The 15,287-nt window shown below is 46.4% G+C and carries 17 protein-coding genes and 2 pseudogenes; 11 read left to right on the forward strand and 8 right to left on the reverse strand.

What is annotated here, in order from left to right; genetic code table 11:
* From FYJ39_RS19615 to FYJ39_RS19640, 6 genes and pseudogenes are all read right to left on the reverse strand, one after another.
* A pseudogene (locus tag FYJ39_RS19615) lies at nt 1–157 on the reverse strand (IS256 family transposase); the annotation flags it as partial.
* Nucleotides 158–481: 324 nt separating this feature from the next.
* Nucleotides 482–1,741 carry a YeeE/YedE family protein gene (locus FYJ39_RS19620; protein WP_154474022.1) on the reverse strand — a complete coding sequence of 420 codons (1,260 nt, stop codon included), beginning with the start codon at nt 1,739–1,741 and terminating at the stop codon, nt 482–484.
* Between the two features lie 16 nt (nt 1,742–1,757).
* Nucleotides 1,758–3,071 carry an APC family permease gene (locus FYJ39_RS19625; protein ID WP_154474023.1) on the reverse strand — a complete coding sequence of 438 codons (1,314 nt, stop codon included), beginning with the start codon at nt 3,069–3,071 and terminating at the stop codon, nt 1,758–1,760.
* Nucleotides 3,071–4,768, reverse strand: coding sequence for an FAD-dependent oxidoreductase (locus FYJ39_RS19630; protein ID WP_154474024.1), 1,698 nt, complete (start codon nt 4,766–4,768; stop codon nt 3,071–3,073). The genes FYJ39_RS19625 and FYJ39_RS19630 overlap by 1 nt, the downstream gene beginning before the upstream one ends.
* Before the next feature lie 276 nt (nt 4,769–5,044).
* Complete coding sequence (locus tag FYJ39_RS19635; protein WP_154474025.1) at nt 5,045–5,563, reverse strand: ECF transporter S component; 519 nt, start codon at nt 5,561–5,563, stop codon at nt 5,045–5,047.
* Between the two features lie 191 nt (nt 5,564–5,754).
* Nucleotides 5,755–6,774 carry an asparaginase gene (locus FYJ39_RS19640; RefSeq protein ID WP_154474026.1) on the reverse strand — a complete coding sequence of 340 codons (1,020 nt, stop codon included), beginning with the start codon at nt 6,772–6,774 and terminating at the stop codon, nt 5,755–5,757.
* A 245-nt stretch (nt 6,775–7,019) separates the two neighbouring features.
* Here FYJ39_RS19640 and FYJ39_RS19645 point away from each other — a divergent pair, with 245 nt between their 5' ends.
* From FYJ39_RS19645 to FYJ39_RS19655, 3 genes are all read left to right on the forward strand, one after another.
* Nucleotides 7,020–7,472 (forward strand): NfeD family protein, encoded by a 453-nt coding sequence (locus FYJ39_RS19645; protein ID WP_154474027.1) that lies wholly within the window; start codon nt 7,020–7,022, stop codon nt 7,470–7,472.
* A 12-nt stretch (nt 7,473–7,484) separates the two neighbouring features.
* Nucleotides 7,485–8,435, forward strand: coding sequence for an SPFH domain-containing protein (locus FYJ39_RS19650; protein ID WP_154474028.1), 951 nt, complete (start codon nt 7,485–7,487; stop codon nt 8,433–8,435).
* A 159-nt stretch (nt 8,436–8,594) separates the two neighbouring features.
* Nucleotides 8,595–8,777: an HPr family phosphocarrier protein gene (locus tag FYJ39_RS19655; RefSeq protein ID WP_154474029.1), complete on the forward strand. Its 183-nt coding sequence runs from the start codon at nt 8,595–8,597 to the stop codon at nt 8,775–8,777.
* 98 nt (nt 8,778–8,875) lie between these two features.
* Here the strand turns inward: FYJ39_RS19655 and FYJ39_RS21100 are convergent, their stop codons facing one another.
* Together FYJ39_RS21100 and FYJ39_RS21105 are read right to left on the reverse strand one after the other, a co-directional pair.
* Entirely contained in the window at nt 8,876–9,556 is a 681-nt protein-coding gene (locus tag FYJ39_RS21100) for a DUF4368 domain-containing protein (protein ID WP_235919903.1), read from the reverse strand.
* A 60-nt stretch (nt 9,557–9,616) separates the two neighbouring features.
* Nucleotides 9,617–10,054, reverse strand: coding sequence for a recombinase family protein (locus FYJ39_RS21105; protein WP_235919904.1), 438 nt, complete (start codon nt 10,052–10,054; stop codon nt 9,617–9,619).
* Between the two features lie 241 nt (nt 10,055–10,295).
* Between FYJ39_RS21105 and FYJ39_RS19665 the strand changes: the two genes are divergently transcribed.
* The 8 genes and pseudogenes from FYJ39_RS19665 to FYJ39_RS19700 all read left to right on the forward strand — a co-directional run.
* Nucleotides 10,296–11,117 carry a ParA family protein gene (locus FYJ39_RS19665; RefSeq protein WP_328597580.1) on the forward strand — a complete coding sequence of 274 codons (822 nt, stop codon included), beginning with the start codon at nt 10,296–10,298 and terminating at the stop codon, nt 11,115–11,117.
* The gene (locus FYJ39_RS19670; RefSeq protein WP_154474030.1) at nt 11,074–12,009 is read left to right on the forward strand and encodes a ParB/RepB/Spo0J family partition protein; all 936 of its coding nucleotides are present in this window, start codon (nt 11,074–11,076) and stop codon (nt 12,007–12,009) included. The genes FYJ39_RS19665 and FYJ39_RS19670 overlap by 44 nt, the downstream gene beginning before the upstream one ends.
* Before the next feature lie 14 nt (nt 12,010–12,023).
* A complete protein-coding gene (locus FYJ39_RS19675; protein WP_002586530.1) occupies nt 12,024–12,299 on the forward strand; it encodes a DUF5720 family protein in 276 nt (91 codons plus the stop codon).
* Between the two features lie 32 nt (nt 12,300–12,331).
* Entirely contained in the window at nt 12,332–12,517 is a 186-nt protein-coding gene (locus FYJ39_RS19680; protein ID WP_154474031.1) for a hypothetical protein, read from the forward strand.
* 69 nt (nt 12,518–12,586) lie between these two features.
* On the forward strand, nt 12,587–13,465 hold the full coding sequence (locus FYJ39_RS19685; protein WP_154474032.1) for a DUF6017 domain-containing protein: 879 nt from the start codon (nt 12,587–12,589) through the stop codon (nt 13,463–13,465).
* Between the two features lie 49 nt (nt 13,466–13,514).
* Nucleotides 13,515–14,282, forward strand: coding sequence for a BRO family protein (locus tag FYJ39_RS19690; RefSeq protein ID WP_154474033.1), 768 nt, complete (start codon nt 13,515–13,517; stop codon nt 14,280–14,282).
* 87 nt (nt 14,283–14,369) lie between these two features.
* Entirely contained in the window at nt 14,370–14,870 is a 501-nt protein-coding gene (locus FYJ39_RS19695; protein ID WP_154474034.1) for a PcfB family protein, read from the forward strand.
* Nucleotides 14,867–15,169 (forward strand): annotated as a pseudogene (locus FYJ39_RS19700) (VirD4-like conjugal transfer protein, CD1115 family); the annotation flags it as partial. The gene FYJ39_RS19695 and the pseudogene FYJ39_RS19700, both read left to right, overlap by 4 nt.
* Nucleotides 15,170–15,287 lie beyond the last annotated feature (118 nt).

Consider the following 15,287-nt stretch of genomic DNA (forward strand, 5'->3'; position numbering starts at 1 on the left):
CCATCATCTCTTTGATTGTGCCGCCAAGCAGATCCTTGAGAGCATCCTGAATATCCTCTGCGGACTGGATATCATACTCCTGAAGGAGCTGCTGGATGATGTTCCTTTTCCCATCTGTCATTTGTACTTTGTGTACGGGTTTCTTTTCTCTTGCCATAATAAAAGGCCTCCTATGATTTTTATTTTACCATAGAAGACCTTATAAAACATTATTTACAGAAAATCTTTCATATGCTCGGACACTCCCCTTTAATTACAGAAAAACTTTCACAAACTCTTATAAAATGCTGCCAAGATAAGCAGTTCAGCCTTCACAGCATTAAATCTTATGTGTTCGAATTCAGCATTATGTTAACTCAAATATAAAATTTGCAACATTTCTGATTCTTATTTTACAGACTTTGTTCATAGACTCTGATGCTCCAACACCTAACCTTGCCTACACGCTGCACGCAATCGTTCATAATCGCCTATCATTCAGTTATAGCTTTAATTTTTTGGCTACTGTATTACCTAACACACCGCCGGTAACTAAGAAGGCAAAGAATACCCAGCCTGATAATGAGAAGTTTGCGATAGGTGTATATAATGCACCAACGTTACATCCGTTTGCTAAACGTGTTCCCACACCCATTAATAAACCACCAATAGCGTAGAAAAATCCTTGTTTTGGTGTAATACGTAATTCTGATTTACATACTTTACTAAATGTTCCTGATGTCAATAAGAAAAATACTGTCCCTAATAAAATACCGAAGTTTTGAACACTAACCGGATGTTCAAAGAATGGTTTTACAAAGCTATCTTTTGGCATCATAGTAAATGCTGCGATTGAATCTGCATCTACACCAAATAATAGCAATACTTTACCAAACCATAAACCGTAAGGTGTACTTGCGCCCCAGCCAGCTTTTGTCACACCCATTAATAATGAGAATAAGACTGATAAAATAACAGCAGCTTTTCTTAATGACCAGGCGTTTACAAAAATACGGTCGTACCATTCCGTATTGTCATCTGCCGGTTTCAATGATTCTTTGACTTCCAGGTCTTGGACTTGTTCACCAGAGTGACCTGTGTATGTGCCAGCGTTTTTACGTGATACTTCATATTTGTGTGCGAACCAAATCACAAGGGCACATAATAAACCCGTTAAAATCATAGCGCCTAAGTAGCCTTGTAAGCCGTCAAATTTAAACAAGTCCGGGAAGTAAACCCCACCTGATAATTGGCTCCCAACTTCTGTACTAAACCATGACTCTTTAACCCAGCTTGCGCTGTTTTGAATCGGGAATGCAACAAACACGCCAAAACCAAAGAAAATTAATGTGATTAAACCGCGGGGTAAGGCTGTCACTAAATCGGTTAAAACTCCGGAAGCGCAGCAAGATGAGAAGGTCATCCCAAATCCGAATAAAATACCACCTAGTAATAATCCTACGTTAATAGGGTTTATCCACAAATCAAAGGTTGTTGCATCTTCGTTAAATAAAACAGCAATGCTCATCAATGCTGTCAGGAAAAACATCATTGCCATTGTACGCATTAAACGTGTAGAACCTGTACGATATGCTCTGTTAACACTACCGGCAAAACCTGTGTATCCGCGGCTTAATGTATACCCGAAGCCTATACCAACCATCAATCGGAAGAATAACATATCAGATGTTAAAAAATATCTCCCCCAAATAACAATACCTAAACCAAATAATAGGCCAATCATATGCTCTTTCTTGTTCATTTGTAACTTCCCTTCATTATTTGCTCTTAACTTTCATAAAATAAATAAGTCCTAATAGAATCCAGATAACTAAAATCGCCAGCGATACTGTACTCAACTGGCTTGGTGAACCTGGTATTAATAATAATCCGGCGAACACATTACTAATGCAAAAGCCAAACTGACTAAATCGTTTTTCTAACGTATGTTCAGCTACTTTAGCGCTGATATAACAAACATATGCATATGTAACAGCTGCCATCAGACTCGATAAGTCAACGATATAAATAATGACAACTCGTCCCAATAGCGGTAGCAGCATACTAATGAATGTAACAAATTTTAAAGATTTTTCTGCAACATGGTATTGATTTTCCTTCGCAAAGGATGCCGGCAATAAGCCATATGCTGCAAGAGATGCCAAAACACGGCTGCTGCCAACCATAAACCCGTTAATTCCACCTACAACGGCAGCAAATAAAGCCACACATAAGGCAAGAAAGCCTGCCCAACCAAGATATGCTAACACAGCGCTTCCACTGGCCCAGGTTTGTGAACCTGCCTCACCTGGTGTAAAGGCTAAAGCTGTAATTACGTTTAATAAATTATAAATAAGTACACCAGCACCTGTTGCAAGGACTGTAATCTTAACCGCAGATTTAGCTGGAAAACCTAAGTCGGTTAATACTTGTGGCACGATATCAAATCCAACAAATAAAAATGGAATAATTGCCACAACCTTTAAAATAGCCTGAACATCTAACTGATAATGTGCTAAATACGTTGTATTAAATTGCTCAATATTACCTTTGCAAAGCATATAAAGACTAATTGCAACGATAATTATAAAGAGCAATGAAATAATAACTTTTTGAAATACCATTGAAATGGCTATCCCTTTTCGGTTCAAGCAAAAAAAGAATAGGATGACCAACGTGGAAATCAATAAGTCAGATATATAGACAGGATACCCTGCCATTGTGTACAAATAGCCCCAGGATGCACCGGGTACGACTTCCTTTAGCACCAAGGCTACTGCTGTCGCGTTCAGCGGAATCAATGTTAAGTAGCAAAATGATAATGCCCATCCAACAATAAATCCGTGTTTTTTACCAAGATGGGTGAATGTATAAGAAAATTCTCCGCCGGTTTCTTTATGGTGATGCATCATGGTATGATATGCTACTTGTATAAAGAATATCAATCCCCAACCGATAAAAAAACCGATTGCGGTATTGATGACACCAGACTCTATTAAAAATTTTGTGCCAGGCAGATAAAATGCTCCCCAGCCGATTACAGAACCTATAACTAAAGCAATTAAATCCAATTTAGATAATTTTTTCATCATTAATTAAAGTTATAATTTGTTAAAATTGATTCTCTTCCAGTAGTCATATCATTAAAGTATTCAAAGTAGCTCAAGCCTAAGAATGATCCCTGAATATTAATAATATTATTGTATCCGTAGCCTTTGAGCGCACGAATTGCATAATAGCTATTCCAGGAAGTACGGCAGTGAATGTAAACCGGGCAATCCCTTGGAATTTCATTTATACGTTCACGAAGTTCGTCTAATGGAATGTTAACAGCCCCTTTTATATGCGCGTCATCAAATGCTTTTTTACCACGAACGTCAATAATGACCGCTTTTTGTTCAACAAGCTCTCTCACACATGTCATCGGCACTTGTTCGTAGTCCCCCTGTAAGTAGTTCATAGCAACAATACCGGCAAAGTTCACTGCGTTTTTAGCAGTTGAGAATGGAGGTGCATAGCATAATTCTAAGTCTTTCAAATCTTCCAGGTATCCCCCCATGCTGATCACAGCTGCAATTACGTTCACATGATTAACTGGGTTTCCTTTACTAATGCCTTGCGCCCCCAGGACTTTACCTGTTGGGTATTCATAGACCAACTTCAAGTGCATTGGAGAAGCGTTTGGCATCAAACCAACTCTGTCGTTTGGAATGACGAAAGCAACGCGGCAGTCAATACCATGTTGTTTACAATCTTTTTCATTTAAACCAGTTGATGCTGCATTTAAGCCAAACACACGGATGCATGAAGAACCAATCACGCCTTTATCGCTGAAACGTTTTCCAAATAATCCGTCTGCTACATTACGTGCTTGTTTTTGAGCAGGCCCTGCTAATGGTAATTTTGTTTTTTTACCTGTCAATCTATGTGTCACTTCAATGGCATCCCCAACAGCGTACACATCTGGTAAATTGGTTTTGTAATTGTGGTCAACAATCATTGCGCCTGTTTCACCCAGTTTAATTCCTGACTCAACAGCGAATTGTACGTCTGGCGTTACCCCGATGGCAAGAATTACTGCCTGAACTTTTATTTCTTTACCGCTTGATAAAACGACTTTGCTTTCCTCAATGCTTGTTACGGTATCTTCTAAAATTAAGCTAACGCCGCTGTCGTATAGTTCTTTATGCAGCATTTGTACCATGTCGTAGTCAAAAGGCGCAAGAATCTGGTTGCTGGCTTCAACAAGTGTTACTTTTCTTCCGGAACGTGTTAAGCACTCTGCTATTTCAACACCAATGAAGCCCCCTCCAATAACGACCGCCTCTTTAACCGCGTTTGTTGATAAATGCGCATCTAATTTACGGACGTCTGACACATTTTTCAACACAAAAACGTGCTCGCTGTCGATACCTTTGATCGTTTTAGGTTTGATGGCTTTAGCACCTGGTGAAAGAACTAAATAATCATATGTATCTTCAAATTCAAGGCCTGTTTCTAAATCTTTTACGATGACTTTATGCTCATCCGCAATAATTTTTACGACCTCGCATCGCGTTTTCACATCCAGATTATAGGTTTGTTTAAACGTATATGGATTGTAAAAAATTAAATCATCAATTTCTGATACTTCACCACTAAAATAGTTTGGTAAACAACAGTTGGAAAATGAAATGTCATGTCCTTTATCATAAATTTGCACATGGGCATTTTCATCAATTCTTCTGATGCGGGCTGCTACAGATGCTCCGCCTGCAACACCGCCAACAACGATAAACCTTTTTGCCATGATTTTCCTCCTAAAGTATGTGAAATTGATAGTAAAGTCCATTGTAGTGTTTGCTGGTTATTTTGTCAACAAAACGCAGGGCATTTCTTATTCCCGTTAATAGTATCAGGTATATGGAAGCTGAAAAAGACCATATTCATTACACGATAGAAACAGAGCCAGCAATGTCAATCCGTAAGGAGGCAGACGAAAGAACGCTCAAAGCCATAGATACCGGGATAAACGAAAATGGAGCTTGACAGGGTATGCAAGACGCGGCCTTTAGCTCCCCCGATACTAAGCCTGCAAAGCGGCAGACAGAGGTTTGCGAAGCAAAGGGTACAGGACGCTGGACAGAATCAGACCGCTGGCGCCCTGTATAAGGTTAGAGGGCACGCTTGCAAGGGAGGCTCCCGCTCCATAGATGAAAAGCTCGAACAGGAAGTAGCCGCCGGCTACTGCTGCTATGTCGATTACACCGCAGGCAGCCACAGATATGTAGGCATTGGAGCCCTGCTGTACCATGCTGTGATACAGGCGGCTTGCCAGATAGGCCACCATCCCTTTAATAAAAAAGGTAATGGGCACGTAGATAAAGTATCCGCCCAGAAGGTCAGCCATACAGGAGCCGGCGCCTGCTGCCAGGAAGGCGCTTACAGGGTCCAGAAAAATTCCGCACAGAATCACGACTGCATCGCCAGGATGTATGTATCCGCCTGTACCTGGAGTGGGGATACGGATTGACATGGTCGATACGCAGGCCAGGGCTGCAAACAATGCGGCTATGACCAGCTTCTTAGTTGTAAATAATTTCATAAAACGTGTTCCTCCTTAATGTCTCTTTTTTGTGTGCTTGGGGATTCACAATTCCTTCCAGGCTCCTACTATAAAAGAAAGATGGACTGAATAGAATATCCAGTTATAAATATTTTAATCAGTCCAGTTCTGATAAAAGTCTGGGAAAGAGGGGAGTATGCAAAGCACCTGCTTAAGGCAGAATCATAAATTCAGTTTCTGGCATGGCTGGATACCCACAATACATCACGATTGACAGTTTCATAGAACATACGCCGTATTTTTTCCGGCTCCCTTGTCTGACCAAGAATCCACATAAGCTTTGTAACCGCTGCCTCCAGGGTCATATCATATGCTTCTAACAGTCTGAACTCCTGCTTGATCTGCTTTCCAACCTCGTAAACTGACATGTTGCTGCCTTCGTTAGTTACCTGGGTCGTCATAACTACTGCTTTGCCAAGACTGGTCCAACGGGCTATAGCACGGTAATAATCTCCGTTTTCATAGGACGGCAGTCCGCCTACGCCAAAGGCTTCGATAATCACTCCATGGTAGTGATTTGCCATATAATCCAGAAGGGAGGCATCCGTAGAAGGAATTAGCTTCAAAAGCCCTACTTTGGAATCCAACTGGTGATAGAACCGCACCTGATTTTTATTTCTGTCCTTATCGTCCAGATAGAAGATGATACGTTTATCCTGTATCATAGCCACATTTGGGAAGTTAATGCTGGAAAAGGCATTATAGCTTTTTGTACGCTCCTTCTTTCCTCTGGTTCCTGCAATCACCTGACCGTCAAATACGATGTTTACGTCGTAAGCTTTGGAGCAGGAGGCAAAACGCAGGCTGTCTTCCAGGTTGATTCTGGCATCCGTATTTTCCATATTAATGGGCTTCTGAGAACCAGTGATTACGATTGGCTTTGGAGAGCCTTGGATCAGGTAGGAAAGTGAAGCTGCCGTATAGGCCAAGGTGTCGGTGCCATGAGTTATAACAAAGCCGTCGTAGCGGCAGTAGGCTTCCTCAATAGCAGCTGCGATGGTCAGCCAGTGGGAGGGCTGGATATTGGTGCTGTCTATATTGATAACCTGCCGGGTGTCAATTTCACAAAACTCCCTGCTGCCTGGCACATAGGATAAAAGTTCCTGGGAAGTGATAACCGGTTTTAGACCATGTTCCGTACGTTTGCAGGCAATCGTTCCGCCAGTGCCGAGCATGAGTATACGTTTCATCCTGAGGTTCCTCTTTTCCTGTATTTTTTAACTTCCTTTAGTATATCCCATTTGTTAAAACATATAATAAGAGAGTAGCTTACAATTCTATTAAGATTCTAATATATTTATAATTTTTCAATTGCTTTTAGAAAAATGTATGATAAAATGAAATAAATAAAAATTTTCTCCATATTGAAGTGGGCGGCAGATAGAAAGGCTGGGGAACCATTTTCTGAGCGCTTACAGGAAAAGGAGGTAGGAAGATGACGATAGTCTGGCTTGTTGCATTTATCGTGTTTCTGATGGCGGAAGCAGCCAGCGCGTCCCTGACCAGTATCTGGTTTGCGGGAGGAGCTCTGGCCGCTCTGGTAGTTCATCTGTGCAGAGGGCCTCTGGAGATCCAGCTGGTAATTTTTGTAGTAGTATCATTTATATTGTTTCTTATGGTCCGGCCTTTTGCTTACAAGTACCTGTACAGGCAGAAAACACATACCAATGTTGACAGCCTGACAGGCCGGAAGGCGGTTGTAAAGACCAGAATTAATAATGAGGCGGGAACAGGAAGCGCAGTCCTGTCTGGCGAAACCTGGCTTGCCAGGGCGGCAAAAGAGGGAGAGTCCTTTGAGCCTGGAGCAGTGGTGATTGTCAAAGGGGTGAGCGGGGCAAAGCTGCTGGTGGAAGCAGCTGACCCGGAGCATAATATTGAAGAAGCGTAAGGAGGAAATTCTATGTTTGGAGTAGCTGGAGGTTTGTTGGTATTTGTTGTGATAGCAGTGATTATTTTGTTTATACTGTCTGTCTGCATCAGGGTGGTTCCGCAGGCACAGGCTTTGGTAGTGGAGCGGCTTGGAGCCTATCAGGGAACCTACAGCGTAGGTATTCATTTTCTGATTCCCTTTATCGATCGGGTGGCTAAGAAGGTGAATTTAAAAGAGCAGGTAGAGGATTTTCCTCCCCAGCCGGTTATTACCAAGGATAATGTAACTATGCAGATTGATACGGTGGTATTTTTTTATATTACAGATCCCAAGATGTATGCTTATGGTGTGGAGCGTCCTCTTCTGGCAATAGAGAATCTGACAGCCACTACCCTTCGTAATATTATCGGTGATTTGGAACTGGATGAGACCCTTACCTCCAGAGAGACCATCAATGCCAAGATGCAGGAGTCTTTGGATATTGCCACCGATCCATGGGGCATTAAGGTGACAAGAGTGGAACTTAAGAATATCATTCCTCCGGCTGCTATTCAGGAAGCTATGGAGAAGCAGATGAAGGCAGAGCGTGAGCGCCGGGAGTCCATTCTCCGGGCTGAGGGCGAGAAGAAGTCTATGATCCTGGTGGCTGAGGGCAACAAGGAGTCCGCCGTTTTGAATGCGGAGGCTGAGAAGGAAGCTGCCATTCTTCGTGCAGAGGCTGAGAAAGAAAAGAAGATCAAGGAGGCCCAGGGCCAGGCAGAGGCTATTCGTACCGTACAGCAGGCCACGGCGGATGGTATCCGTTTTATTAAGGAGGCGGGTGCTGATCATGCGGTGCTTCAGCTTAAAAGCCTGGAGGCTTTCAAGGAAGCTGCCAACGGCAGGGCCAATAAGATTATTATTCCATCGGATATTCAGGGAATTGCAGGTATGGTGAAGTCCATTACGGAGATAGCCGCAAAGGATGAGAAAGCGGAGTAAATTCCAGCAGACAATCAGATGCCGCTTGGAGCTGGCAGATTGATGTTTAACCGTCTTAACCGGAGAAGGCCGAAGTCCTTTTAAAGCAGGCTTAAAGGTATAACCTCTGCAAAAATTGGAAAGACTTCCTGTATCAAAGTTTGGCCAGGAGGTGTTGAGATGACGACGAAGGAAGTTATGTTTGATTCCATTGATGATGTGAAACGATTTGTCAACCAGACGGAGCGGCTCCCGGAGGAAGTGGATGTGTGTTGCGGAAGCTGTATGGTGGATGGGAAGTCTCTCCTCGGTATATTGAGTCTGGGAATCAAGAAGAAGCTGAATGTAGTGGTTCATGATTAAAGAGAAAAAGAGGCAGCGTTTAATGGCGGCACTCATAAGACAGTATTAGAAATGTTTCGGGAAACGGCGTAGCTTACGGGCTATGCCGTTTCTCCGTTTTATAGGTCATTCAGTAAAGACGAGGGGAGTATTCCCACAAGGTCATAAGAAATATCAATCTGCTGTTCCCTATATCCCTTTGACTTATCCGGCGCATGGACGTACACCGCCTTTACCATGTCGTTTAAAACAGAGGGTGTTAATTCGTCTAAGTCAAAATATTTCCGTACTTTGCTGATGAACCTGTCAATGTTCTCTGCTTGTTCTTCCTGTTCGTTAATTTCTTCATTCAATCGCAACAGCTTTTCCCGCAGTTCTTCCTGCTCCTGTTCGTAATCGTCGGAGAGCATTTGAAATCTGCTGTCAGATAATTTCCCGTTGGCGTTGTCCTCATAAATACGCTTGAATAATCGGTCAAGTTCATCTATCCGTCGTTCCGCTTTCGTCAGTTGCCGCCGTTTCGCCGCCAGCTCCCTTTTCGCTTCGGCTTTCTGTTTCGCACCCATAGTTTTACGGAATTGTGCTTCATTGTTAGCAACACAGGCAATCGTCCATCTCATGTGAGCAAGTACGCCCTGTTCCAGTACGATCGCGCGGATAAAATGAGTAGAACAAACGTCTTTCCCTTTGAGCCTTGAAGTAGAGCAGACGAAATGGTCTTGCCGCGCTTCAAAGTTCTTGCTTGTGCAGTAATACAGCTTTTCGCCGCAGTCAGCACAACGCACAATGCCGGAAGACATATTTGTCTTTCCTGTCCTCGTCGGGCGGCGTTTGTTCTTGCGTAATTCCTGTACCCGCGCTCATGTGTCAGCGTCAATGATTGCTTCGTGGGTGTTCTCAAACACAAGCCATTTTCCCTCTGGATTGTAACAGGTTTTCTTGCTCTTATAGGACTGCTTATAGGTCTTGAAGTTTACCGTATGCCCTTGATATTCTGGACGCTCCAAAATATCGGCTATGGTATCGCCTGTCCAGTTATAGGGATTGTCCGGCGGCGCGTTCCTCGTTGTTCTGCCTATCTGCTGAAAATGGATTGTCGGCGTTATGACTTTATCCTCTTTCAGAATACGGGCAATCTGCGACGGCCCGTAACCGTCCAGACAAAGGGCGAATATCCGCTTGACTACTCCGGCGGCTTCTCCGTCTGCAATCCACCGTTTCTTGTTGTCCGAGTCTTTCGTGTAGCCATAGGACGGGTTTGTACAGAGGTGTTCTCCTGCTTCTCCTTTTGACTTCATCACAGCGCGGATTTTCTTGCTTGTGTCCTTTGCATACCATTCGTTGAACAGAGGTTATTCGGGAAAGGGAAAGGCAAACAAGCAGAAATCCAGTATTCATGCGGGTTTGCGGCGGGATGGCTCCCTGAAAGCTGAACACAAATAAGACAAGCAGCAATACAATCGCATATCGTTTCTCAGGGAGAATGTTGATTTACGTCACATTCTCCCTTTTTTATTCCAGAAACGAGGTGATTGCAAAGTGAACACGCAAATTATCGCCATCGCCAACCAGAAAGGCGGCGTTGGCAAGACAACAACTTGTGCCAACCTGGGGATCGGGCTGGCGCAGACCGGAAAGAAAGTGCTGCTGATCGACGGGGACCCGCAAGGCAGCCTGACCATCAGCCTGGGCCACCCTCAGCCGGACAAGCTGCCCTTTACCCTGTCCGACGCGATGGGCCGTATTCTGATGGATGAACCACTCAAACCCGGCGAGGGCATCCTGCACCACCCGGAGGGTGTTGACCTGATGCCTGCGGACATTCAGCTCTCCGGCATGGAGGTTTCTCTGGTGAACGCCATGAGCCGAGAGACTATCCTGCGGCAGTATCTGGACACGCTCAAGGGACAGTATTCCCATATCCTGATTGATTGTCAGCCCTCCCTGGGTATGCTCACGGTCAATGCCCTGGCAGCCGCCAACAGGGTCATAATCCCCGTTCAGGCGGAGTATCTGCCCGCCAAGGGTTTGGAACAACTGCTCCAAACAGTAAATAAGGTGAAGCGGCAGATCAACCCTAAGCTCCAGATTGACGGTATCCTGCTGACGATGGTGGATAACCGCACCAACTTTGCCAAAGAGATTGCCGCCCTGCTGCGGGAAACCTACGGCAGCAAAATCAAGGTGTTTGGCACGGAAATCCCCCATTCTGTCCGAGCAAAGGAGACCAGCGCCGAGGGCAAGAGCATTTTCGCCCATGACCCCGGCGGCAAGGTGGCTGAAAGCTACAAAAATCTGACGCAGGAGGTGACAAAACTTGAAAAGCAGCGCGAAAAAAGTAGAGCTGGCATCGGTAGATGACCTGTTTTCCACCGAGGAAAGCCGTGCCGATGCACAGCGGGAACGGGTGCTGGAAATTCCCTTGTCTGAGCTGCACCCTTTTAAGAACCATCCGTTCAAAGTCAAGGATGATGAATCCATGATGGAAACTGCGGACAGTATCCGGCAGTATGGTGTGCTGGTTCCGGCGATTGCAAGACCTGACCCGGAGGGCGGCTATGAACTGGTAGCCGGACACAGACGGCACAGGGCCAGTGAACTGGCTGAGAAAGAAACCATGCCGGTCATTGTCCGGGAGTTGGACGATGACGCTGCCACCATCATTATGGTGGATAGCAACTTGCAGCGCGAAAGCCTGCTTCCCAGCGAAAGGGCCTTTGCCTACAAGATGAAGCTGGAGGCTATGAAACGGCAGGCTGGGAGACCTTCTAAAAATTCCGCCCAACTTGGGCGGAATTTCGATGGAAAGGAATCCAGAGAAATTTTGGCAGAACAGGTCGGCCAAAGCCGCAACCAGATTTCCCGCTACATCCGCCTGACCGAACTGATTCCCGAACTGCTGGATATGGTGGATGAACGAAAAATCGCTCTCAATCCGGCCTACGAGCTGTCGTTCCTGAAAAAAGAGGAACAGACCCAGCTTTTGGACGCGATGGACAGCGAACAGGCTACCCCTTCTCTTTCTCAAGCCCAGCGGCTCAAGAAGTTCAGCCAGGAGGGGCATTTATCCATTGATGTGATGCGGGCCATTATGGGAGAGGAAAAGAAAAGCGATCTGGACAAGGTGACATTCACCTCGGACATCCTGCGGAAGTATTTTCCCAAGAGCTACACGCCCCAGCGGATGCAGGAAACCATTATCAAGCTGCTGGAACAGTGGCAGAAAAAACGCCAACAGCAACATGAACGCTGAGAAAGGAGCCGCCTATGAGGGATATTTCAGCCCGTGAGCTGAAAGGACATAACATTCTTGCCGTGGAGCGTTTTCAGGACAACACCCGCCGGATGATTGAATTTTCTGTCCTGCGTTCCTGTGCCTATGGCAGTCCCGGTGATGAAATGCGGCTGTTTTTGACCGAGGACGGCTATCAGGCCGCCCTCCTGAGCCAGCAGCATCGGGAAATCAAAATCAAGCGGTATGCCCGTGTGATTGAGGGACATATCCTCGATTTTAAGCCGGACAAGCGCCGCCGCCACTCATAAACAAATCATTACTGCGAAAGGAAAGGATTGAAATGTGTACTGTAAAGGAAATCCGGGAAGCAATCCGGGAGGATTGCCATTCCCAGCATGATATGGAATCCGGCGAGATTGACTGTGTTCTGCAAACTCTGCCATTCTCTCAGGGAAATGACCTGTTAGACAAACCGCCCATTCCCAAGCGCCCCTACCGGCGCAAAAAAAGTGAACAAAACAGCTGACTGCCACAATTCTTTTTACAGGATTGTGGCTTTTTTCATACCCTGAGAAATTTGGAAGGAGTGAGGTCAATGGCCGTATTTCGCATTGAACGAACCAGAGATTATACCGTGATGAGCAATCACCATTTACGCAACGGGAAACTGTCCCTGAAAGCCAAGGGGCTGCTTTCCATGATGCTGTCCTTACCGGAGGACTGGAACTATACCACCAGAGGGCTTGCCGCCATCTGCAAAGAGGGCGTGGACGCTATCGGCGGCGCGCTGCGGGAGCTGGAAACTGCCGGGTACATTGTCCGCCATCAGCTGCGAGACAAGCAGGGGCGGATCAGTGATACCGAGTATGTTATCTACGAGCAGCCACAGCCGAAGAACCCGGATACGCCCCAGCCGGATACGGCTTCACCAGATACGGGAAACCCGGATATGGAGAAACCGGATACGGAAAAGCCCGCAGAATTAAATATAGAGAAATCAAATACTCAAAAATCAATTACTCATGGATCAAGTACCGATTCCATTCCCTTCCGGGAAACAGCGGCGGCAAGACCGCCGGAACGGAAAGGAAGGGATGCGATGTCTGTCTCCGAGATAGAAAATTATCGGGAATTGATTTTAGAGAACATCGAGTATGACTACCTGTGCAGGGAGTTTGCTACCTATCGGGAGGATTTGGATGAGATCGTGGAGCTGATGGTGGAAACCGTCTGTGCCAGACGCAAAACCACCCGGATTGCAGGCAGCGACTTCCCCCATGAGGTGGTGCGCTCCCGGTTTTTGAAGCTGGACAGCGAACATATCCGGTTTGTCATGGACAGCTTGCAGAAAAATACCACCGAGGTCCGCAACATGAAGCAGTACCTGCTGACAGTGCTGTTTAACGCTCCCACCACCATCAGCAACCACTACACTTCACAGGTCAATCACGATATGAACGCAGGCGGCTGGTAAGGCCGTCTTTTTTCATCCCACAACAACGACTTTTACAGGAGGTTACGCTATGAACCAAATGGAAATTTTCAAAAACCCGGAGTTTGGCAGTATCCGCACTTTTGAGCAGGACGACAAGGTATTGTTTTGCGGTACAGATATAGCTGCTGCGCTGGGATATACCAATCCCCGAAAGGCTGTCCGCGACCATACAAGGGGTGGAACAAAACGTTCCATAGGGGTCCAGACAGGAAAAAAGGCCGATGGAACCCCCGCAGTACAGATGGTGGAAATGCTTTTTATCCCAGAAGGCGATGTGTACCGCCTGATCGTTCACAGCAAGCTGCCCTCTGCGGAACGATTTGAACGCTGGGTGTTTGATGAGGTGCTGCCCTCTATCCGAAAGCACGGGGCTTACATCACCAGAGAAAAGCTGTGGGAGATCGCTACCTCCCCGGAGGCTCTGATGAACCTCTGCTCCGACCTGCTGGCCGAGCGCGAGAAAAATGCGGCACTTCGTGAGGAAAACGCCATGCTGGAGGGCAAGGCAGCCTTTTATGACCTGTTTATCGACCTCAAGCACAGCACCAATCTCCGTACCACCGCCAAGGAACTGGTTGTGCCGGAGCGTCGGTTTGTCCGCTTCCTGCTGGAACAGCGGTTTGTGTACCGCGCCCCATCCGGGAATGTACTGCCTTATGCAAAACCCGCCAACGACGGCCTGTTCTGCGTCAAGGACTACTGCAACCATGGGCATACCGGCTCCTATACGCTGGTAACGCCCCAGGGCAAGCTGTATTTTGCCCAGCTGCGGGACAGCATCCTGCTGATGATATGATGACCCGCTATCTTCTGCGGCGGCTGGTGGTCCCGCCTTAGTTTTTGAACCATCCCTGCAAAATTCGTGGAAAGGAGGCGTTATCCCATGCAGGAAGAAGTGGAAAACAGGACTTTGACGCTGGTAGTCAACGGCACAAAGTTCACCGGGCGGCTGTTTAAGGCCGCCATTTGTAAATACCTTGCCCATCGCAAGGAAAAGAAGCTGAATAAGCAGAGAAGCCGGGACGCGCCTGTGAAGCCCCAGGGTAAGCAGACGGTCAAGCAGCTCATTGGTCAGAACCAGGGTGTTTCCAATATCGAGATCACCGATCCCTCCATCAAGGAGTTTGAGAAGATCGCCCGGAAATACGGTGTGGATTATGCAGTGAAGAAAGACCGCAGCAGCTCCCCACCCAAGTACCTGATCTTTTTCAAAGGTCGTGATGCGGATGCGCTGACAGCAGCCTTTACCGAGTACACCGGCAAAAAGGTCAAAAAAGCAGAGAAAACAGAGCGTCCGTCTGTGCTGGCAAAGCTGAACCAGTTCAAAGAGCTGGTCAAAAATGCCGTGGTGGACCGCACCAAGCGAAAGGAGCTGGAACGATGAAAAAGCAGCTTGACATCAAAAAGCTCCTGATTTTGAACCTGCCGTATCTCCTGATGGGCTTGTTTGCCACCAACTTCGGGGAGGCATGGCGCATGGCACAGGGCGCGGACGCTTCAGCAAAAATGCTCTCCTTCTTCTCCACGCTGCCGGTGGCTCTGGCAAGCTGGTGGCCCAGCCTGCACCCGCTGGATTTACTGGTGGGCCTGTGCTGTGGCGCTGGTCTGCGGCTGGCGGTGTATCTGAAAAGCAAAAATGCAAAGAAATACCGCCACGGCATGGAGTATGGTTCTGCCCGATGGAGTGCATAATCTTAAGTGTAAAGAACTCTACATGGACGCACAGGAGGATATGCACATGAATGATTACAACAAAATCACAGCCCTTTACTCCCGCCTTTCCGTAGGCGACGAGGACAGG

Source organism: Clostridium porci (genome assembly GCF_009696375.1).
GTDB classification, from domain to species: Bacteria; Bacillota; Clostridia; order Lachnospirales; family Lachnospiraceae; genus Enterocloster; species Enterocloster porci.

Excerpts from the sequence above, each read along its gene's own strand:
- FYJ39_RS19620 (WP_154474022.1), bottom strand. The coding sequence starts at position 1,741 with ATGAACAAGAAAGAGCATATGATTGGCCTATTATTTGGTTTAGGTATT.
- FYJ39_RS19625 (WP_154474023.1), bottom strand. The coding sequence starts at position 3,071 with ATGATGAAAAAATTATCTAAATTGGATTTAATTGCTTTAGTTATAGGT.
- FYJ39_RS19630 (WP_154474024.1), bottom strand. The coding sequence starts at position 4,768 with ATGGCAAAAAGGTTTATCGTTGTTGGCGGTGTTGCAGGCGGAGCATCT.
- FYJ39_RS19635 (WP_154474025.1), bottom strand. The coding sequence starts at position 5,563 with ATGAAATTATTTACAACTAAGAAGCTGGTCATAGCCGCATTGTTTGCA.
- FYJ39_RS19640 (WP_154474026.1), bottom strand. The coding sequence starts at position 6,774 with ATGAAACGTATACTCATGCTCGGCACTGGCGGAACGATTGCCTGCAAA.
- FYJ39_RS19645 (WP_154474027.1), top strand. The coding sequence starts at position 7,020 with ATGACGATAGTCTGGCTTGTTGCATTTATCGTGTTTCTGATGGCGGAA.
- FYJ39_RS19650 (WP_154474028.1), top strand. The coding sequence starts at position 7,485 with ATGTTTGGAGTAGCTGGAGGTTTGTTGGTATTTGTTGTGATAGCAGTG.
- FYJ39_RS19655 (WP_154474029.1), top strand. The coding sequence starts at position 8,595 with ATGACGACGAAGGAAGTTATGTTTGATTCCATTGATGATGTGAAACGA.
- FYJ39_RS21100 (WP_235919903.1), bottom strand. The coding sequence starts at position 9,556 with ATGTCTTCCGGCATTGTGCGTTGTGCTGACTGCGGCGAAAAGCTGTAT.
- FYJ39_RS21105 (WP_235919904.1), bottom strand. The coding sequence starts at position 10,054 with ATGAAGTCAAAAGGAGAAGCAGGAGAACACCTCTGTACAAACCCGTCC.
- FYJ39_RS19675 (WP_002586530.1), top strand. The coding sequence starts at position 12,024 with ATGAGGGATATTTCAGCCCGTGAGCTGAAAGGACATAACATTCTTGCC.
- FYJ39_RS19680 (WP_154474031.1), top strand. The coding sequence starts at position 12,332 with ATGTGTACTGTAAAGGAAATCCGGGAAGCAATCCGGGAGGATTGCCAT.
- FYJ39_RS19685 (WP_154474032.1), top strand. The coding sequence starts at position 12,587 with ATGGCCGTATTTCGCATTGAACGAACCAGAGATTATACCGTGATGAGC.
- FYJ39_RS19690 (WP_154474033.1), top strand. The coding sequence starts at position 13,515 with ATGAACCAAATGGAAATTTTCAAAAACCCGGAGTTTGGCAGTATCCGC.
- FYJ39_RS19695 (WP_154474034.1), top strand. The coding sequence starts at position 14,370 with ATGCAGGAAGAAGTGGAAAACAGGACTTTGACGCTGGTAGTCAACGGC.